This is a genomic window from Neorhodopirellula pilleata (assembly GCF_007859915.1).
Classification (GTDB): domain Bacteria; phylum Planctomycetota; class Planctomycetia; order Pirellulales; family Pirellulaceae; genus Rhodopirellula; species Rhodopirellula pilleata.
In genome coordinates, this window is sequence record NZ_SJPM01000003.1 from 447,805 (window position 1) to 468,413 (window position 20,609).

The 20,609-nt window shown below is 56.7% G+C and carries 12 protein-coding genes (1 of these 12 running past the window's edge); 7 read left to right on the top strand and 5 right to left on the bottom strand.

Annotation, left to right across the window (positions count from 1 at the left end):
• Nucleotides 1-1,228 carry the 3' portion of an ATP-binding protein gene (locus tag Pla100_RS10525; RefSeq protein ID WP_231602929.1) on the top strand. It extends 356 nt beyond the left edge of the window, so the window shows 1,228 of its 1,584 coding nt (coding positions 357-1,584); the start codon falls outside the window, past its left edge; its stop codon occupies nt 1,226-1,228.
• A gap of 523 nt (nt 1,229-1,751) precedes the next feature.
• On the opposite strand, the gene Pla100_RS10530 is transcribed toward Pla100_RS10525, so the two are convergent.
• On the bottom strand, nt 1,752-1,943 hold the full coding sequence (locus tag Pla100_RS10530) for a hypothetical protein (RefSeq protein ID WP_146577640.1): 192 nt from the start codon (nt 1,941-1,943) through the stop codon (nt 1,752-1,754).
• Between the two features lie 399 nt (nt 1,944-2,342).
• Here Pla100_RS10530 and queG point away from each other — a divergent pair, with 399 nt between their 5' ends.
• From queG to Pla100_RS10560, 6 genes are all read left to right on the top strand, one after another.
• On the top strand, nt 2,343-3,503 hold the full coding sequence (queG, locus tag Pla100_RS10535; RefSeq protein WP_231602930.1) for a tRNA epoxyqueuosine(34) reductase QueG: 1,161 nt from the start codon (nt 2,343-2,345) through the stop codon (nt 3,501-3,503).
• Nucleotides 3,504-3,648: 145 nt separating this feature from the next.
• Nucleotides 3,649-6,696 (top strand): zinc-dependent metalloprotease, encoded by a 3,048-nt coding sequence (locus tag Pla100_RS10540; protein WP_146577641.1) that lies wholly within the window; start codon nt 3,649-3,651, stop codon nt 6,694-6,696.
• Between the two features lie 27 nt (nt 6,697-6,723).
• Nucleotides 6,724-7,380 carry a tRNA (adenine(22)-N(1))-methyltransferase gene (locus tag Pla100_RS10545; RefSeq protein WP_146577642.1) on the top strand — a complete coding sequence of 219 codons (657 nt, stop codon included), beginning with the start codon at nt 6,724-6,726 and terminating at the stop codon, nt 7,378-7,380.
• Nucleotides 7,381-7,618: 238 nt separating this feature from the next.
• A complete protein-coding gene (locus Pla100_RS10550) occupies nt 7,619-8,176 on the top strand; it encodes a hypothetical protein (protein ID WP_146577643.1) in 558 nt (185 codons plus the stop codon).
• 60 nt (nt 8,177-8,236) lie between these two features.
• A complete protein-coding gene (locus Pla100_RS10555; RefSeq protein WP_146577644.1) occupies nt 8,237-9,520 on the top strand; it encodes a metallophosphoesterase family protein in 1,284 nt (427 codons plus the stop codon).
• Nucleotides 9,517-13,068 carry a YhaN family protein gene (locus Pla100_RS10560; RefSeq protein ID WP_197167825.1) on the top strand — a complete coding sequence of 1,184 codons (3,552 nt, stop codon included), beginning with the start codon at nt 9,517-9,519 and terminating at the stop codon, nt 13,066-13,068. The genes Pla100_RS10555 and Pla100_RS10560 overlap by 4 nt, the downstream gene beginning before the upstream one ends.
• A 151-nt stretch (nt 13,069-13,219) precedes the next feature.
• Here the strand turns inward: Pla100_RS10560 and Pla100_RS10565 are convergent, their stop codons facing one another.
• The 4 genes from Pla100_RS10565 to Pla100_RS10580 form a co-directional block, all read right to left on the bottom strand.
• The gene (locus tag Pla100_RS10565) at nt 13,220-14,755 is read right to left on the bottom strand and encodes a hypothetical protein (protein ID WP_146577646.1); all 1,536 of its coding nucleotides are present in this window, start codon (nt 14,753-14,755) and stop codon (nt 13,220-13,222) included.
• Between the two features lie 207 nt (nt 14,756-14,962).
• Nucleotides 14,963-17,647, bottom strand: a complete 2,685-nt coding sequence (locus Pla100_RS10570) for a VWA domain-containing protein (RefSeq protein ID WP_231602931.1) — start codon at nt 17,645-17,647, stop codon at nt 14,963-14,965.
• Complete coding sequence (locus tag Pla100_RS10575; protein ID WP_146577647.1) at nt 17,644-19,581, bottom strand: vWA domain-containing protein; 1,938 nt, start codon at nt 19,579-19,581, stop codon at nt 17,644-17,646. The genes Pla100_RS10570 and Pla100_RS10575 overlap by 4 nt, the downstream gene beginning before the upstream one ends.
• Nucleotides 19,578-20,468 (bottom strand): DUF58 domain-containing protein, encoded by an 891-nt coding sequence (locus Pla100_RS10580; protein ID WP_231602932.1) that lies wholly within the window; start codon nt 20,466-20,468, stop codon nt 19,578-19,580. The genes Pla100_RS10575 and Pla100_RS10580 overlap by 4 nt, the downstream gene beginning before the upstream one ends.
• Between the last annotated feature and the right edge of the window lie 141 nt (nt 20,469-20,609).

The following is a 20,609-nucleotide window of genomic DNA, read 5'->3' on the forward strand; positions in this document are numbered from 1 at the left end:
GCAGGAAAGTCGGATCAACGAAACACTGCTCGAAGCCATCATGTTTCGCTACCTCGTCAATGCCGGAGAAGCGGAAGGCCGCCAAATCGCCGATCAAGTCCAACTTCCGTTTCGTTTGATTGAACCAATCCTCGAACGATTTAAGAAAGACCACCACGTCGCCTACAAGAGTTCGACGGCCACGAACGATTACGTTTACGTTCTGACCGAATCGGGGCGAGCCATCGCCCGCAGCCACCTGAGCGACTCAACCTACTACGGCAGTTGCCCCGTCAGGCTGCCGGACTACATCGAGAGCGTCAAAAAACAAAGCATCGAAGGACAATTCCCCAAACGCAGTGACCTGGTTCGCGCCTTCAACGACTTGCTCATCAATCCCAAGATGCTTGAGCGATTGGGACCGGCAATCGCAAGCGGACGAGGAATGTTCCTTTTCGGCTTCCCCGGCAACGGCAAAACATCGATCGCCGAACGGGTGACCGGCGCTTTCGGAAAGTACATCTGGATTCCTCGATCGGTCGATATCGACGGAGAAATCCTGCGGGTCTACGACCCGATGAACCATGTCGTCCGAATGCCGGAAGCCTCCAGCGGCTTACTCGACTCGCAGAATTTCGACAAACGCTGGGTCCGCATCGAACGACCGACGATCGTGGCCGGGGGCGAATTGACGATGGCGATGCTCGAGGTCCTCAATAACCCGACAAGCAACATCAGCGAAGCGCCGCTTCAAATGAAAAGCAACTGTGGAACGCTCGTCATCGATGACTTCGGACGCCAGAAAATGTCGGTCGATCAATTGCTCAATCGTTGGATCATTCCGCTCGAGAAACGCTATGACTATCTCAACATGGCTAGCGGCAAGAAGATTCAGGTTCCGTTCGATCAATTGGTAATCTTCAGCACCAACCTAGAACCCAAAGACTTAGTAGACGATGCTTTCTTAAGACGGATTCCTTATAAAATCGAAGTGCAAAACCCACCCGAACAAGACTTTCGCAAGTTGTTTGAAATTATGTGTAAGGTGACGAAGATCCCCTACAACGCAGCCGCTATCGACTATTTAATCAAGACGCATTATCTGCCGATCAACCGACCGTTTCGCAATTGCCAACCCAGAGACTTGCTTCTCCAGGTTCGCAATTATTGCCTTTATAATGACCTCGAAGTCGAGCTTAAAAACGAATACTTCGACTTCGCCTGCGACAACTATTTTTCAGTAATGTAAGTCACCGTGATAACGAAGTGGTGATTGCCCATGTTGGCAACCGCACTGTTCACAAATGTTTTCTCATGGGGGGAGGATGCAGGCTCTGGAAAAAATTTCAAACATTGGAAGGTCTGGATCAAGGAGTATTTGCGGCAATTCTGCAGCCATTTCGGCGTGGATCTGTTCAGCTTTCGTGCTTGCGTCACCCCCGAAACCCGAGACCGATCCCGCACGAGGTTCATGCAGCATGCAACTCTTGTTGCGATTGCTGTGGCGGATTTGGGAACGCTAATCTGAGCTAGTCGAACACTCATTGGAGCCTCCTGCTCATCGTGTTGTATATTCTGATCAGTGTGCGATCAGCGGAGATTAGCGTTCCGGTACCTTCGGTAGCGAGATTCGGGGTCAACGTTCATTCCTTTCTTCGTTTTCCACAGGTGCACTGCGTGACCTGTGGCTGATGGCTTGGATCCCTGCGGGATGGTTGATGACAAGTTCGCCCGGCAACTCTCCGACCGGACTACCTTGTTGTTCGAACTTGTCAGTGACCGGGACCACGCTGATCCCCTTCGTAATGTTCCTCGATTGGGCCGTATGTTTGGTTGTTGTTGGCTGCGGATCTGGCACAGACGCCGACGAGATCCTCGGTGCAGGTTTCCAGCGAAACGACCTGCAGATTGGAAATCGCTTGGGGCGGCGGATCGGACTGATCCTCAATCGCAACGATCAGCACCGGTCCTTTTGCCGATCGTTCTCGCGAATAGATGTTAAGGCGGCTACGCCGCAAACAAACGAGCCCGACGCGCAACGGCGTGTTGATTTAGTACTCATCGAAACCCGAAGCGTGAGCGAGGGATACTTAAAAGAGAATTAATGGCGATCAATCCCTCGCTGACGCATCGGGTTACGATTAAACCAACACGCCGCTGCACGTCGGGCTTGTATACATTGCCTTCAAAAAACACCAAAAGCGGCGATAATGGATGTAGAACTTATCCGGAAACGATTCACCGCGTGGCGTTCGTTGGGACTGTTTTGAAGAGAACCGGGGTTAATGCCGTTTCGGCTGCACGCGAATTGAACGAATGAAGATGAACTTGTGACACTGCCTAACGACTCGATCGATCCACGCGTGCTTGTTGATCAAATTCGACAGGCCGCTATCGAGGAAGGGTTCGCCGCCTGCGGGATCACCCACGCCGTGCCCAGCGAGGGGTTTGCGGATTTGGTTGCGTGGGTCGATGCGGGTTACGCCGCCGGCATGAGCTATTTTGCCGATCGCATTGATGCCTACCGACATCCTTTAGGTGTTTTGCCGGGTGCGAAATCGTTGATCGTTTTGGCGATGCCGTATGACGCCACCGACCCGAGACCGCTTGTTGATGCCCCGGATGTTTTGTCGGTGGCTCCCGGCGAAGCGAGCAGACGGATGCCTGTCGGACGTGTAGCTCGCTACACGTGGCGTGGCACCGACTACCACGATGACATTCACCCAAAGCTAAAGCGACTGTGTCGGTTGATCACCTCTCTCGCGCCGCAGTCGAAAGCACGCGGTGTCGTCGATACAGCTCCGTTGATGGAGCGTGAAGTCGCCCAATTGGCCGGACTGGGATGGCGCGGCAAAAACACGCTTTTGCTCAATCGAGATTTGGGCAGCTATTTTTTCTTGGCTTGCGTGTTGGTCGACATCGAGTTGCCCGCCGACGAAGCTCATGAGACGTCGCATTGTGGCACCTGCACGGCTTGCTTGGACGCTTGCCCGACCGACGCGTTTGTGCAGCCACATGTGTTGGACGCGTCGAAGTGCATCAGCTACCTGACGATCGAAAGCCGCGATCCGGTGCCGCTGGAGTTGCGTTCGGGAGTCGGCGAGTGGCTGTTCGGGTGTGACGTTTGCCAAGAGGTTTGCCCATGGAATCGCAAGCCGACGCGGCGGGCGATGCAAGAACGGGGGCAAGAACGGGGGCAAGAACCTCAGCCCGAACCCGGGCTGAGAATTTCAGAGCAGCCGCAAAGCCCAACCGAGATGAAACCTTCGGATCTCGGTCGGGGATATCTCGAGTTGCTGCCCTTTTTCACGATGTCCGACGGCGAGTTTCGGCAGACGTTTCGCAAGTCGCCGCTGTGGCGACCCCGGCGTCGGGGGTTATTGCGAAATGCGTCGATCGTGTTGGGGAACGTGGCCGGGCCGGAAGCGTTGCCGGTTCTACGAGCCGCCGCCGACGACGAGGATGCGATCGTCCGTGAATCCGCCCAATGGGCGATCGACCAAATCGAAGGCCGAATTTCCTGACGGATTGTTTCGCCATTAGCGGTTTTATCGGATAAAACTATAGGAATCCCTTCTTCGTCGCGATCCGTGGGGCTGGGTTGTGACGTAAACTAACTCGTTGTTTGACCCCACTTTGACGGACCTCTGGACCATTTGGACGCTTGGTATGAAACTGAACTGCCGTTTAACCGCTCTCCTGCTCGCATCGATCGTGGCGACCACGTCTGGTGCGATTTCATCGGCATCGGCCGCTGACACGTTGCCTGAATTTTCGAAGGTATCCGAAGGATTTGAGGCCGTTCCCGTATCCGATCAACAGATCGACAAAGGTCTTTTCAACGTCTGGAAGCGTGAAAAAGATGGTGCCGTCATCGGCGAACTGCCCAAGAATTTCAAAGGCAAGAACTACTTCATTGCCTTGACGCTTAGCAGCGGTGACCGCTACGCGGGTTTGCAATCGGGTGACTGGGTCGTGCAATGGCGACGCTACGATGATCGATTGGCGTTGATCGCCCCGAATCTCGATGTTCGGGCCACCGGCGACGATGAATCCAAAGCCTCGGTCAAACGTTTGTTCACCGACCGTGTTTTACTTGACGTGCCGATCTTGGCGATCGGTCCCCAAGGCGGTCCGGTAATCGACTTGGATTCCTTGTTGGTCGGCAACGCGACGAAGTTTTTTGGTGCAGCGATTCGCATCACCAACTCTGGCTTGTATTCGGTCGAATCGCTCAAGGTCTTTCCAGCAAACGTGGAACTTGCGTTCGAAGTCGTGGGCATGGGCGGTCGTTTGCAGACGCTGCACTATTCCTTTAGCGAAGTCCCCAGTGCAACCAGCGGATTCAAACCGCGTCAGGCTGACGAACGTGTTGGCTATTTCACGACCTCGTTTTCGGACTTGAGTAAGTATGAAGATGAAGACACTCGGGTGCGATTCATCAACCGTTGGCAATTGGAAAAACGCGATCCAAATTTGAAACTCAGCCCGCCGAAAGAACCGATTCGGTTCTACGTCGAACACACCGCCCCGGTCCGCTATCGCCGTTGGATTAAAGCGGGAATTGATTATTGGAACAAAGCCTTCGAGAAGATCGGGATCGTCGATGCGATCGTCGTGGAGTACCAGGACGCCGTGAGCGGTATCCACATGGAAAAGGACCCTGAAGACGTTCGTTACAACTTCGTTCGTTGGCTCAACAACGATATCGGAACCGCCATCGGCCCGAGCCGAGTTCATCCCGCGACCGGACAGATTCTTGACGCGGATATCATCTTAACCGACGGGTGGATTCGACACTTCAACTTCAACTACGTCGACCTCATGCCAAAGCTTGCGATGGAAGGCGTCAGCGCTGAAACGCTCGCTTGGTTGGGTACCCGCCCGAATTGGGATCCCCGCGTTCGCATGGGGGCACCTGAGAACAGCCATGCTCTGAGTGCCAAGTACGCTCGCCAAGCCGCTCAACCGATGGCCGGCTACCAAATGGCCCAAGCCGACCCTTCACTACTCGGCGATGATGAGTTCGACGGATTGATCGGACACATCAGCCAAAAGAACGGGATGTGCATGGCCGCCAACGGGCGCAGCATGGACTTGGCGCTGGCCCGCATGAACTGGGCTTTGTCGTTGCACGCGGATATGGAGGCCGAAAAGAAAAAGAAAGACAAAAAGAAAGAGAAGAAGGAAGAAGAACAAGAGAAGGCCGAAGCGGCAAAGACCGACGAAGCCAAATCCGACGACGCCAAGAAAGATGACGACGCTGAGAAGAAGGACGAAAAGTCCGACGACGAAGCGAAGGACCAGAATGACGAATCCGGTGAAAAGAAGGATGCCGACGACGAGGAGAAAGACGAAGTCGCCAAGGAGGACGAGGCCGACTTGCTCGACGGTATGCCGGAATGGTTCGTCGGTCCGTTGCTTGCCGATCTTGTCGCCCACGAAGTCGGACACACGCTCGGCTTGCGACACAACTTCAAAGCCTCATCGTTATTCACGATGGACGAAATCAACAGCGAGAATGTCAAAGGCAAAAAACCTTTCACCGCCTCGGTGATGGACTACACGCCGATCAACTACCGCTACGAAGCCGGTGAAATCCAAGGCGATTACGCAATGACCGACATCGGCCCTTACGACTTTTGGGCGATCGAGTATGGCTACACGCTCAAGGACGCTTCGCTTCCGGAAATCTTGAAGCGTTGTTCGGAACCCGAGCTGCAGTACGCAACCGACGAAGACACCAGTGGTCCGGATCCTTACGCTCGTCGTTACGACTTTGGCAAAGATCCGCTGAAGTACGCAACCGAACAAATGAAGCTCGTTGAACTGTATCGCGAACGATTGCTCGACAAGTTTGTCAAAGATGGTGACAGTTGGGCGAAAGCTCGACGCGGTTACGAATTGACGCTCGGGTTGCAAATGCGATCGGTCAGCATGATGGCCAATTGGATCGGCGGCGCGTTCGTGCATCGTGACAAGAAGGGCGATCCGGGCAACCGTGTTCCGGTCGAAGTTGTCCCGGCGAAGGACCAACGTGACGCATTGCAATTCGTCATCGAAACCAGCTTCGTGGACGAGGCCTACGGCTTGAAACCGGAGATCTTAGAACGTCTTGGTGTGGATAAATGGATCGATGGGAACGCAATGCACGGCATGTCGGCGGAAGCCACCTGGCCGATTCACGATCGTGTGTTGGACATGCAAGCCTCGGCGTTAACCTTGTTGCTCAACCCTACGACGCTGCGTCGCGTTTACGACAACGAACTGCGATTGCCGGAAGATCAAGACGCGTTGACTCTGCCAGAGTTGCTCGCCAAGGTCACCGACAGCGTTTGGACGGAACTCGACGAAGCCTGCCCGGACGACCGCAACGATCGCAAACCGATGATCTCGTCGCTGCGACGCAACTTGCAACGCGAACATCTGCAACGCTTGGTCGATTTGATCTTGGAAGATGCACCGCGAACGGCGGCTTATCATCCGATCAGCAACCTCGCGCGGATGCAATTGCGAACGCTCGGTGAACGAATGGAATCCACGCTCAGCAAATGTGGCGAGAAGATGGATGCTTACTCGAAGGCTCACCTGACCGAGAGCAAAGAGCGAATCGCTCGGGCTCTCGAAGCCGGGTACACCTACGGTGGCAAACAGCAAATGTCTCCGATCATGATGTTGTTGATGGGACAACAGCAACAAGAAGACGCGACCAAGTAACGGTTCAACGAATCGTTTCCATTCGCGATGCCGCGACTCGACCCACGCTTGCGATTCGTCGCCGGTCGGATCCGATCTCAAGTTCACGCTGACATCGGGTCCGACCACGGTCATTTGTTGGCGGCGCTCTTGGCGACCGGCCGAGTCGTTCGCGGCATCGCGATCGAGAATAAACCCACGCCTCTGGCCAATTCGCGGGTCGCTCTCGCACGTTATGCCTGTGACGTGCGGAGCGGTGACGGACTCGAGCCACTCCAACCGGGCGAAGCCGATTCGTTGAGCGTTTGCGGCATGGGTGGGCGAAGCATGGTTGAGATCCTAACGCGTTTTCCAGATCGCGTTCCCGACCATGTTGTCCTGCAGCCCAATCAACGATCCGACTTGATCCGGCGGTGGGGGTTGGCTTCGGGATTCCACTTGATCGACGAACACTGGGTGGGCGATCACCGTTTGTTCGAAGTCTTGGAGTTCTCCCGCGCGGCGGCCGACGTGTTATCGCACGATGATCCCGCTTATGAAGGACTGGATCGTTCCGCAGCCGTACTACTGGGACCACACCACCTCCGTCGCCGCGAAACCAAGTTTGTCGAGCGGTTGTGCGAAGAACGAGCTTACTATCAAGGATTGCAAGTCTTGACCCCGGCTAGTCGCGAACGACTCGACGCGATCGAAAGATCAATCTAAATCCTCGTTCCCAGGCTCCCGCCCTTTTGATAGGCCACAAGTCCTTATGGATTGCTCCCCTGCCAGCTCGTCTGGCAGGAAGCCGAGGTTGGCAAGCTAGACACAAGCCTCAATTCGCCCAACCTTCCGATTTTCACTTGTGCTCGCCGCTTGAAGCGGCGAGCACAAGTGAAAATCGGAAGGTTGGGAGGGCGTCGTTGTCTAGCTGGCGAACCTAAATCACCCACGAGACGAGCTCGTGGGGGTCAAAAAAGAGGTGGCCTATCAAGAAGAGCGGGAGCCTGGGAACGAGTTTCAGCATGCGTTCCAATCGGCCGCAAGCTGCTATGATGTTGGAAAAGATTTCATTTTCAACAAGGAAACCACAGTGAGAGGATCGGGCGGAACCGAGGGAGGCACGCGGATGTTCGGGATCGGCGTCGCGATGGCGATCGCGGCGGTCTATCTGTTCTTTGATTCCGTCCGAGTGGCGACCGGTCACCCCGGCGCGATCTCAGGCATGTTGGGCGGAGGACGCGGTCGTTTGATCGAAACGACGTCGATGGGAATCGTGTTTGTCCCGTTCTTCCTTGGCGTGTTCTCGTTGTTCGTCGACGCGCAGCGAAAGTGGGCCTGGGGGCTGACGTATCTGGGAATCGCGATCCTCGCGGTCGAAGTCCTCAGCCGGGTGCGTTTCATCATCGACACCAAGTTGACACACATGTTGTTGATGTTCACCCTGTTCGCCGCCGGATGTGCGTTCATGTTCCGCAGCTATCGCCCCGACCCGTCCGATGGGCCGCGTTCGTCCGGCTAGCGGCTTGTCTAAATTTAGCGCACCGTTTTCACGATCCATCATTTCTTTTGAGAGAAGCGTTTGTTTAAGTTCATTCATTGTGCGGATATTCACTTGGACAGTCCGCTGCGTGGGCTGGAGAAGTACGAGGGGGCTCCGGTCGACGAGATTCGAGGAGCCGTTCGCCGGGCGATGAATCACCTCTTCGAACTCGCGATCGAAGAAAAGGTGACGTTCGTATTGATCGCCGGTGACATTTACGACGGCAAATGGGACGATCACCAAACCGGCCTGTACTTCGTCAAATGGTTGTCGCGTTTTCACGAGCACGACATCCCGGTTTACGCGATCACGGGCAACCATGACGCCGCGAATAAGATGACGAAGTTTTTGCACTTGCCGTCCAACCCGAACGGGCAAGCGGTCATGCTGTCGTCTCAATTCGCCGAAACCGTTCGCCTCGATGACATCGGTGTGGCGATCCACGGCCGAGGATTTGCCGATCAAGAAGAACGCGAAAATTTGGTGCTGGATTATCCCACACCGGTATCGGGTTATTTCAACATCGGAATGTTGCACACTTCGCTCGACGGTGCCGTCGGAGGCGAACATCAACGTTACGCACCGTGTTCGCCAGCGGACCTCTGGCAACGCGAGTATCAGTACTGGGCTCTCGGGCACGTTCACACCCGCAAGCATCATCACAAACCCGATCAAACCCCGATCGTCTTTCCCGGCAACCTGCAAGGCCGACACGTCCGCGAGACCGGGCCGAAGGGATGCGAACTAGTCACCGTCGATAATGCCGGAAATGTCTCACTGAGCTTTCAAACGCTCGACGTGTTTCGTTTTGAAATATGCGATGTCGATGTCGGTGGTGTCCGCGAACCCGACGAGGTGTTCGGCCGATTCAACGAGGCAATGCAACCGCTGGTCACGACCGCGAACGGGCTGCCGATCGCCGTTCGGGTGATCGTTTCGGGAGCGTCGGAGGCCCACAATCGTTGGCTCAGCGATCTGGAAACGTGGCAGCAGAGCATTCGAGCCAACGCATTCTCGATCGATGCCGACGTGTGGATCGAAAAAGTCCAATTCAAAACGCAGCCTCTTCGAACCCTTTCGGCCGAAGACATGAGCGAGGGCGCGATCGCCGAGTTGATGCGGTGTTTCGAGGAAGCTCAAGATGGAGGCGATTTGGTTTCTGAGTTGCTTGCGGAATTGGAACCACTACGAAAGAAGCTTCCGATCGAATTGCAATCCGATCACGACCAATGGATTCCCGGCGATGCGGCAAGCCTGCGCGAGATCTTGGCCGAAGTGCAACCGATGCTTCTGCAGCGTTTGATGACGGAGAATCAGCGATGAGAATCCGACAACTCGATCTGATCCGCATCGGTCCGTTTACCAATCAATCTTTGACGTTCAACGATCGACCGATTGCCGAAGACTTGTTTGCTGAAAGTTCGTTCGACTTCCATTTGGTCTACGGTCCCAACGAAGCCGGCAAAAGTTCATCGCTGCGAGCGCTCACGCAGTGGTTATTTGGGATCGCCGGTGAAACCAAATGCCGCGACCATTTTGTTCACGCGTACAAAGACTTGCGGATCGGTGGAACGATCCAAAGCCACGACGGCGACACGCTGACGTGCATTCGACGGCCCGGCGGTCAGGCTTCGTTGCGAGCCGAAGGAGACCGAAAGAAACTCGATCCGTCCGTGCTATCTGAGTTTCTCGGCGGCTTGACCCGGGAACAATTCGAGACGCAATTCGGGATCGACATTCACCAACTCACCAACGGCGGCAAGGCGATTGCCACCGGCGGCGGCGAGATTGGCGAATCCTTATTTGCCGCCGGATCAGGGTCGGCCAACATGCCGACAATCCAAAAGCAACTCGATGATCAGTGCGAAGCGTTGTTCAAACCGTCCATCGCGACCAAACCGATTATCAACGCCTCCATCGCCGACCTGAACGCGGCTCGCAAAGAGGTACGCGAGAAAAGCGTCAAGAGCAAAGATTGGCAACGCCGTTTTGACGAACTGGCGGAGTTAAGAACGGAGAAAGTTAAGCTCGATCAACAACAAATCGAACTGCAAGGCGAGCGAGATCGGCTCGGCCGAATCCGTGATGCGTTGCCCGCGATCGGACAATGGAACGACCAACAACGCGAACGGGCCGACTTGGGAGAAGTCATTCGTTTGCGAGACGACTTTGTTTCCCAACGCGTCCAGGTTTCTTCCGAATTGACGGCCGCCCGTTCCGCACAAAAACTCGCGACCGAGGAAATTGAATCACTCTCGGCCAAGCTCGAGAAACTCGGCGACCGGCCGATGATCTTGGATCACGCCTCCGCCGTCGAAAGCTTGTTCGAAAACCTCAGCCTCTATCGGCAATGGGTTCAAACGTCGCCGACCCTCGCGGCGCGGCATCGTCAATTGCAAACCAGTGTCCAAGACGCGCTGAAGACACTCGGCAAAGAACCAGATTGGAAAAACGCCGACGCCTTGCGGATCAGGCCGGATGTTCGTGTTCGGATACGCGACCTCGCCGAGCAACGATCAGGCTTGTTCGCTTCGGTCGAACAAGCCAAACGGGAACTCAACCGCCGAAGCGTGGATCTCGAAAGCCTCACCGCTCGCTGGCAAACACTGTCACCTCCCGACGACGCCACGGGGCTCAAGCGAACGATCGCGGCGGCACAGAAACTTGGTGACCTCGACGCGACCATCGCAACCCAAACGGATTTACTTGCTGACTCTCGATCGCGGGCCGCCGGGCTGCTCGAACGCTTGCCGCTGTGGTCGGGCCGGCTCGATGACCTGGAATGTTTGTCGATCCCGAGCCCCGAAACCGTGCTGCGTTTTACCCGCGATTTCGAGCTGGTCGATCAAACGCTTCACTCGCTGAACGACGAACTCAAACGGATTCAAGACGAAGTCGCGACGGTCGAAGAATCGTTGCACACGCTGACGATGCAAACGGACGTCCCCACCGAAGAATCCTTGGCTCAAGCTCGCGATCAACGCGATCAACAATGGTCGGAACTGCAAGTTCAACTGCGTTCGACATCCGATCCGAACCAAGACGACCGTCTCGACGAATCTATCGCGGAATTGACCGAATCCGTTCGGCTTTGCGACGAAATGAGCGATCGGCTGCGCCGCGAAGCCCAACGTGTTTCGGAGAAGGCCAGGCTGCTTGGTGCTTTGCAGCGATGTCGAATTCAAATCGAGAACAACACCGCCGCTCGCGATGAGGCGCAGGGTGAACAGGAATCGATCCAGAAAGCTTGGTTGGTTGTTTGGGAGCCCTCCGGTATCACGCCGATATCGCCGTCGGAAATGACCGGTTGGCTGGCCAAGTATGACGAGTTGATCGAACTGTCGGAGCGCATCCGCGGACAACGCGGCGAACTCGAACGTCAAACCAAGATTCGGCAAGAACACCTTGACGCGTTGCAAGTTTATCTTCCGAACAAAGTGAATGATTCGTCATTGTCGACCGCCTTGGACGCGTGCGTTGACCGATTGGACGCCAATACAACCGCCCTGCAACAATTCCAACAACTGTCCCAGCAGATCGAGGATTTGCAGAAAGAGAAGTCCAGCGCGGAGACCGACTATGCCGAATGCGAACAAGCCAAGACGCAATGGCAATCGCAGTGGCAACATGCCATGGTCTCCCTGCAATGTGACGAGGAACTTTCGGCCAAAGAAGCTCAAGCGGTCTTGGACACGATTGACCAGTTAGTCGCCGACATGGACGCCGTGGCCCAAGTCGGTGACCAAATCCAAACCAATCAACAACAAATCGAAAGTTTTAAAAGCCAGATCATAGCTTTAACCGAATCGCTCGGCGGCGAGGATTTCGTTATGAAATCTGAGACGTCGCCCGATCAAGTCGTGGCGTACTTGCACGATCGACTCAAACGAGCTCGCACCGAGCAAACGTCTCGAGACCATTTGCTTTCACAACGACAAGAAGCCGAGACGCGATGTCAAAAATCGAGCGCCGATATCGAAGTTCAGATGGCCAAGTTGTCGCAACTTTGCCGGGAGGCACAATGTGATTCCGCCGATCAATTGCCTGAAATCGAACAGAGATCAATCCGTTGCCGCGGGATCGATCAAGCGATCGCGGAAAAAGCAAGCGAACTACGTGGGCTCGCCCAAGGCGCCGATCTCGAAACGTTCATCGCCGAGGCCTTGCAGGAAGATCCCGATCGTTTGAACCCGCGAATCGAACAACTCAACGAACAACTCACCCTAATCGAACGGGAACGCACCGAACGCTCCAAAACGATCTGGGAGCGTGAACACGAATTCAAACAGATCGACGGCAACGATCAAGCCGCGATCGCCAACGAGAACGCCGAAGAGGTCATCGCCCGATTGCAAACCCAAGTCGACCAATATGTACGAACCAAACTCGGGTCGGCCATGTTGCGAAGCGCCGTCGCCCGCTACCGCAAGCGGAATCAAGGCCCCGTTCTCAAGCGAGCCAGCGAACTGTTCGCGAGCTTTACGCTCAGTAGTTTTTCCGGGATCGACACCGATACTAACGATGAAAACGAAAACGTCATCGTGGGAGTTCGAGGCGGAGAACACTCAACCGATCGGAGGTTGATTACCGTCGACCAGATGAGCGAAGGAACCTGCGATCAACTTTTCCTCGCGTTGCGAATCGCGTCGTTGGAATGGCATCTCGAATCCAATCCCCCCGTGCCGTTTATCGTCGACGACATTCTCCTGAAATTCGACGATCAACGGTCCGCCGCGACATTGCGTTGCCTAGGCGAGTTGTCGTGCAAAACCCAAGTGATCCTGTTCACGCACCACGAGCATTTAATCGACGTCGCGCGGGAAGCACTGCCGGCAGATGTTTTGCAAGTCCATTCACTGGGCAAAGCTTGAACCAACGATTGCTGAACTTTTTGGGTTGCGCAAAAGTTTTTTCGAAAAATGGCAGGCGGGCGGGAGTCGCGGAGCGACGGAAGCGATTCGCCCCATGCGTGAGCATGGGGTGTGGATCCGCGGCCCCCATGCTGACGCATGGGGCTACATGCTATCGCGGCTCCGCCGCTGGAAGCGTGCTCGGACGAATGTTTTCGAAATACTGACGGACCGTTTCGCGATGACCGAGCGGCAACGGTTCGCTGTCCAAGACCGCTTCGGCTTGGTTGCGGAACTTTTGGTATTGGTTCGCGTATAGTCGGGCCGCGTCCTGTTCGCCTTCGGGGGCCGCGATCACTTCGGATTCACTCGGGCCGTCGCCCTGTTGTCCGGTCAGCTGTTCTTGATTGCGTGTCGCGTCGAGCCGCGTCGCCTCTCCGTCGTTCGCTTTTCCGGTCGCACCACGTCCCCACGAGTTCTTGGGGCTGTTGCTCTTGCTCGCATTGTTGCCTCCATTCTTTCCGCCCCGGCATTGACTTTTGCATTGGGACAACTTGTTCAATTGGCACGCCATGCATTCGCCGATCTTTTTGCATTGGCTTTGGCTCTTGCAAAGCCCCGCCAACTTGCACATCCCGTCTTTGCATTCGGATAAGTTCTTCGATTCCAATCCGGCCTGCATCTGCTCGGCGGCACCGGACAGTTTGCCTTGTTTGCCGGCCGGTAATTTCGACAAGAACTTTTTCAAGTTGTCCGCCACGGCGCGGCGTTCTTTATCGCTCAAATCCGCCGGGTCGATCTTTTCGAGTTTTTCGGATGCCTTGTCGTAGTCGCCTTCCTTCATCGCGGCCGCAGCCGCCTTCATCGCTTCAGATGGCTCGATCGCCGCCGCGAGGGCTTGCATTTGGGCATCGGTCATTTCCAATTGCATCGCTTCACGAGCTGATTGGATGGCTTGCTCCATTTGCGACAGTGTCGCCAACATGTCCCGCTCGTCCATCGATTCCTTTTCGAGTTCCTCAATCAAGTCGTCGAGCTTCTCGGTCAGTTCATCTAACTCCGGCTGGTCGATGTTCTCTTTGAGTTGTTCCAATTCATCGAGCATCGTCTCACGCAAGTCGTCAGCTTGATCGACCGCGAGAGCGACGGGCATCGCATCGATTCCCGAGTCGAGCGGCGGACGGGCCAATCCCAACAACGCCGTCGCGATCACCAGCATTGATGCGGCCGAATACAACGCGGGTCGGTTGGCGGTGATGGGGACGCAAGCCTGCGGATTGATTTGACTTAGATGCCGACGGGCGTCGTCGGCTTGCAACAACCGAACCGGATCGGCGTCACATTGGAACTGCAGCCCCGAGATCGTGCGATCCTTCAACTGGTAATGTTGATCCACCAATCGCGCCGTGACGCTCGAAGGCACGGGAACCAGTGCACCGACCAACGCACCGGCCGACGCAAACGCGAGCATCACAACGGGCAACACCATCCAAGATACCGGTGCGACCGCGACGCTGATGCAAGCGACAATCAACGCGACGAAACAACCGGCCGCCAACCCGACGCTGGCCCAATGCCCCACATTACGAAGCCGGATACGCTGCGAAACGCTCGCGAGCAAACTTTCGATCGTCGGGAGATCCGATGTCGGTGTCGTCATGGCTTGGATTCCTGTAGAAACCGGTGAAGGGTTCGATTCAACAGACATTCTAGGGGTCCGCCCAACCCACCGCGACGCAAAAGCACGAAATTTTCGCTGCAATGCCCCCGCAACCCTCGCCTCCCCTCGTTCCCAGGCTCCCGCCTGGGAACGCGATGCGCCGCAGGCTCCCGCCTGCCGAGTTCAGTGACCAGGAGGCGGGAGCCTCCAAGACAGTGCGTTACCAGGCGAGAGCCTGGGAACGAGTTTTTGCGGCTAGGCCTGTGTCCATTCGATTCGGCGGAGGCCTACGTCGGCGATGAACAGGCTCACGGCTGCCATCAACAGCCACGGCCACATCGGGACCGGGTCGCGAGCGGTCCGGTCATCGGTGGCCAAAATTGCCTCGACATCCTCCCCGAACCGACCGCCGCTGACCTCCGAGATTTGAGTCAGCTTTGCCTCGTCGGTCGGACGCAAACGCAACTCCTCCGGATACCCGATCGCCAAACCACGAGATTGGCGGACGGTCGTTCCGTCATTGGCAACTTGGGCTAAATCCAATTGGTACGTCCCCCGCTCAAGTGAAGGCAACTCGGCTTCGTATCGCCCCGCTGCGGTTTGTCGCATTTCGATCTTTTCCAACTTCAACTGCGGATCGATCAACGTCACCGTCGTCGGCCGCTCGTCAATGAAATTGCCGTCGTCATCGACCACGTCCATTTGCACCGTCGTTCGTTCGTCGTCGGTTTGAATGTCGACAAAAATTCCGCGAGCGTCACTCTTACGCATCGCGTGACGGATCACCTGAGCCCAAAACGGTCCGAAGTCGGGCCACGCGAGCCACTCCGCCGCCCAACGTGCTTTGGCATCGCTGGTGAACGCGACCGTCATCCCCAACCCGTATCGCCACCAAGCCAACAACGGGTCGCCACTTTCACTGGCCAACACGAACTCACAAGTCGGTTTGGGACGCGTGACGACATAACCCAACAACAACGGCGCGAACTCCAAGTCAATGCCTTCGAGCACCTGAGTCGGCCGGACGACTTGGGGCAAGAACGGCAGTTCGTTGATCGCCGACTTACTCGCCTCGACGGTCTCCTTTGCGAACACCTGCGGGATGGATTGGGGGTCGTCGCAGAAGTAATAACGTCCGCCGCCGATCCGCGCGATGTCCTCGAGCAACTCCTCCGACGACCCTTGACCGAGTGCCACCGTCGACACCGTCATCCGGCTAGCGGCCATCTCGCCGGCCATTCCTTCAAAATCACCCGGCGACGAAATGCCGTCAGTCAACATGATGCAGTGTTTCAGTTTGGCTGACGCGCCGGCGAGCGCCTCGTACGCGTCCGACATCGCCGGATACATGTTCGTCCCACCGCCGGCATCGATCGTGGCGATTTGATCGATCACGTATCCCTTGTCCGACGCCGATCGCAGCTCATTGATCCAGTAACTTTCACCGTCGAACGCGATCACGCCGATCGAATCGCGGGGACCGAGCAACTCGACGGCCGCCCTCGCGGCGTCTTTAGCCAATTCGATCTTCTCACCTCCCATCGAACCACTCTTGTCGATCACCAACACCATCGCCAGCGACGGCTTTTCGCGTTCCTTTTCGAAGTTGCTGCGGACGGGCAAGATTTCTTCGAGTTGAGTTCGGTAATAGCCACCGAGCCCGAACGATTGATCGCCGCCCATCATCACCAACCCGCCGCCCAAGTCTTGCACATAAGTCCGAATCACATCCATCTGCCGCATCGTCATCGCGGTCGCCGGAACGTTAGACAAGATCAAACATTCATAGCCCTGCAACTCCGAAAGCGACTGCGGCACGCCGGCGGGCGGACGAACTTCGACGTCGATCTTTTGTTCGTCGAGTGCCCATCGCAGCGAATCGGTTTGATCGGTATCGGGATCGATCAACAACACGCGAGGCCGACCCGACGCGGCGACGATGGCGGATTGCTCGTTGTTGTCGAGCAACGTGTCGGAGTCTCCGAAACCGCGGAGCCGCGCCGCAAACGTAACTTGCCGTTGGCCCGTGACCGTTTGACGAATGCGAAACTTGGTCTCGCCGGCTTTGACTTCGATCGGTTTGGCTTCCTCGTCGCCGATCCGGATATCGCCGCGATAAACATCCAACATGCCCGTCGTGTCGGTGTTGCTGTTGACGACGACTTCCAAATAGAACGGTTCGCCTTGGCGAACCTGAGCCGGTGCCCGCAAGCTGGCGACTTGGACTTCCGGTTCGCTGCGACCGGGCAGCGGCACGGTAAAGATCGGCATCCCCGCCGACGTCGCCGCCGCCACGCCGTCGTCGAACGTCTCGTTGCCGTCGCTGACCAAGACGACTTTGGAAACGTACCGGGGCGGGATCGCGGCCGCCGCAGTCCGCAGCGCTGACGCCATGTCGGTCCCGTACTCTGGTTCAGGCTCGAGTTCCATGGCTGGTTTGGCCGGTCGTTCGGCGTCGGCGTCCAACTCCGTGTCTTCGGATTCCGAATCGGATTGCTCTAGTGCAACGACTTGTTCCTGCACGATCGGGCGATGCGTTTGCGTCAGCTCGCCGGGGACGCGGTCGAACTCTAAAAAACGCAGCTCGATGTCTTCGCGCAGATCCGCCGCCCGGGCCAGTGTTTCGGCAAACCGATCGGCGACCTCGCCCGCTGCCGCGTCGATGCTGGCGCTGCGGTCGATCGCTACCACGATCATTTGACGCTGCGTCGCTCGCAACCAAACCAATCCGGTCAATGCCAGAGTCAACAGCAAGACGACAACGATCCGAACGGCTAAACTGACACGACGCTGCCAAACGGGAAAATCGCTGAGGCTACGGACATGAAACCACAACAAAACCGGAATCGCGATCAACAGCCACGCCAGCAACTCCGGCCGCATCCATTCCCAAACGCTCGCGGCCAACATCGATGGAAGACTGGCGATTGGTTCGCTCATCCGACGATCCTCCGTTGGTACAGAAACCATTCGCCGACGATCAAACCGAGCGCCACACAAGTCAAATAGAACCAAATCGAGCGGTATCCGGCTTGCTGGCGCCGCGGTGCCGCCGATTCCAATTCGCCGCGCGGCCGCAAATCGCTTTCCGACGCGTCGCACAAGTTCACCGCCGCCTTCTTGATCGTTTCACCAGAGCGTTGCAACGTCACCAACCCGGCCCGCGCGACCGGACCGACCAATGCCGTTTCACCTTCGGTCGTCGTCACGTGAACGACGCCGTCAGGATCGGTCCATGTCCAAGCGTTCTCGGGGACGGCGTTCTCGGGGACGGCGTTCTCGGGGACGGCGTTCTCGGTTGTCACGGCTTGTTGCGTTCTGGTTCGCGTGGGCAATTCAATTTTGGCCAGCCGACCGGTTTGCAGGGACGGCTCGATTTCACCCGAACGCGAAAGAAACCAATTGACCGCGTTAGTCATTAGCACCGGGAATGCAATCCGCAACGGCAAATCGCCGTCGTCCAGGTTCGCCGTCAGAACGACCATTCGATCTTCGCCCGCGACCCGAGACGCCATCAACGTTTCTCCGCCCGCGTCGACCAACAACGGCGTCGCCGCGTCGGTCATCGTTACCCCGCGGGCTCCCGCCAGGATTACGTTTTGCAACCGGACGTGCGGCATCAACGGCGAGGTGCTGTCCTGAGACACCACGATCGGTTGATCGATCGGTTCTCCTAACGTAAACGCGTCGGTGTCCGCGCGCGGGTCGATGATCAACACAGCACCGCCGGGAATCGTTGCCGATTCGCTCCGGTGCAACACCGTGAAACCATCCGTCGGGGAATCCGCCGAGGCTTCGTCAGTGATCGTCAACTCGACCAGCGGAATCGCACCCAAAACACTTTCCAGGTACAAGCTCGGTTGACTCGTCACCAAAGTTACCGGGATTTTCGCCCGCTGCGGCAAGATCGCCCGGGCGACGTTGTCGACGGCTAACGCATCGACGGCCAAGGCATCTTTGGTTTTCGCATCGTCGGTGCCGTTCAGTTCGATCGTCGCCGAAAGAATTCCTCCGGCGGCCGACGCGCCCACGATCGTGCGTTTCCAAACTTCGCCGGGTGCCAATTCGATCGGGATCACGTCGACCAGTTCTTCATCCAACTCCAGACTCAACCGACATCGCGTCGGTGTCTCGGCGAACGAAGAAACCTCGACCATCGCCGCGTAGCCGATCGGATCGACCAGCGACCGACGGACTGCCAATCGCGTGATGGCCACGTTGTCTCGTGGCGAGCCGACCAAAACCAAACGCACGTCGTCGGCGGCTGCGATGGTTTGATTGCCGGAAAAGGCTCCGTCGCTGATCACGACGATCTCGCGTCGCTCGGGGGAACGGGTCATCCGCCTGGCCGCTTCGACCGCCTCGACGACACGCGTCGGACCGTCGGTCGGCGAGACCATCAGCAACGCGTCGCGAACGGCGGGCCCGAAATCGGTCATGCCGACAACGACGCGAACGGCACCGCCGGCGGTCACCAGTGCGATCTCGTCGCCGTCGCGCAGTTCCCGCACGACGCCTTCGGCCGCTCGGATCGCGGCGGTGAATCGGTCGGTGTCGTCCGGCTCGATCGCCGACATGCTGGCCGAGTTATCGACGACCAACACGATTTGCCGAGTCGCCTGTTTTTGCCCCGTCCACAACGGATCCAACAGTGCCAACACGATCAAAGCCAAAAACGCAAGTTGCAGCAACAGGCTCAGCAGATGTCGAAGCCGTTGCCACCACGAACGTTGTCGTTTTTGGTCGAACAGTTCGTCCCAAAACAGCAACGTCGAAACCGCCTGTTTCTTCAGCCGCGATCGCAAAATATAAAACACGATGATCGGGATGGCGGCGGCGAGCCAGATCCAGCGTTCCGGCGAGACGAAGTTCATGATACGGCTCCGGCCATACGCATCATTTTCAACAACACCACGTCAAAGGGCACGTCCGACGTCGCCCGCGTGTGGCTGAGTCCATACGTGCGGCAGTATGCTTCGACATCGCGAACGAAGTTTTGGAACAACGTTTCGTATTGTTTCAACTTGCGTTCGGTGATCGTCACCTTGGTCGACCGGTTGGACTCAACGTCAAACAACTCGACATCGCCGAGCAGGTTAGGGTGTGCTTCGGCGGGAGTGTGGACCTGGATCACGTGCGGTTCGAATCGTTGATGCCGAAGCGAATCGACGCCCTCGCGAAAGCCGGCTTGGTCGAACAGATCACTGACGATCAAAACCAAACCGCGTCGTGGAGCGCGGCGGGCAAAATCCTTGGCGACAACGGCTAGGTTGGTCGCGATGCCCGAGGTTTGCAGTTTTTCCAGGTAGCGGAGCATCGACAGTGCGTTGTTTTTGCCTCGGATCAACGGCAGCGTCGAGCGAATTTGATCGTCATAACTGATGATCGAAACGCGGTCCAAGTCGGCCAGCGCGATGTAAGCGATGGCGGCGGCGATTTGCCGAGCGAAGTCGAATTTGTTGACCGCTTGAGCAGGATCGGTCGCCGACGAGTCCATACTGCGGCTAGTGTCGAGCAGGATATAAACGTGTAGGTCTTCTTCTTCCTCGAACCGTTTGAGCAATCGATCGCCGTGTCGTGCGTAAACGTTCCAATCGAGATAGCGAAGATCATCACCTTGAATGTATTCGCGGTGATCGGAGAACTCGATCCCGCCACCGGTTTGCTTGGTCCGACGCTGAGCCAATAGTTGTCCCTGAAACGCTCGCTTGGAAAGCAGCGACAAGTATTCGAGCCGTTTGAGAAAGTCGGAATCAAACAAAGAACGATTCGCAGGGACGTGTGATGGAGAACTGGAAGACAAAGGATACAGGAAAAGTCACGGTCCCTCTCGCGTCAGCGATGGGTTCATAAAAAAACAGATCGGCGAGTCGCGAAGCGACGGTAGCGGTTAGCCCCACGC

Excerpts from the sequence above, each read along its gene's own strand:
- Pla100_RS10575 (WP_146577647.1), bottom strand. The coding sequence starts at position 19,581 with ATGAACTTCGTCTCGCCGGAACGCTGGATCTGGCTCGCCGCCGCCATC.
- Pla100_RS10565 (WP_146577646.1), bottom strand. The coding sequence starts at position 14,755 with ATGTCTGTTGAATCGAACCCTTCACCGGTTTCTACAGGAATCCAAGCC.
- Pla100_RS10545 (WP_146577642.1), top strand. The coding sequence starts at position 6,724 with ATGCCGCGACTCGACCCACGCTTGCGATTCGTCGCCGGTCGGATCCGA.
- Pla100_RS10540 (WP_146577641.1), top strand. The coding sequence starts at position 3,649 with ATGAAACTGAACTGCCGTTTAACCGCTCTCCTGCTCGCATCGATCGTG.
- Pla100_RS10560 (WP_197167825.1), top strand. The coding sequence starts at position 9,517 with ATGAGAATCCGACAACTCGATCTGATCCGCATCGGTCCGTTTACCAAT.
- Pla100_RS10570 (WP_231602931.1), bottom strand. The coding sequence starts at position 17,647 with ATGAGCGAACCAATCGCCAGTCTTCCATCGATGTTGGCCGCGAGCGTT.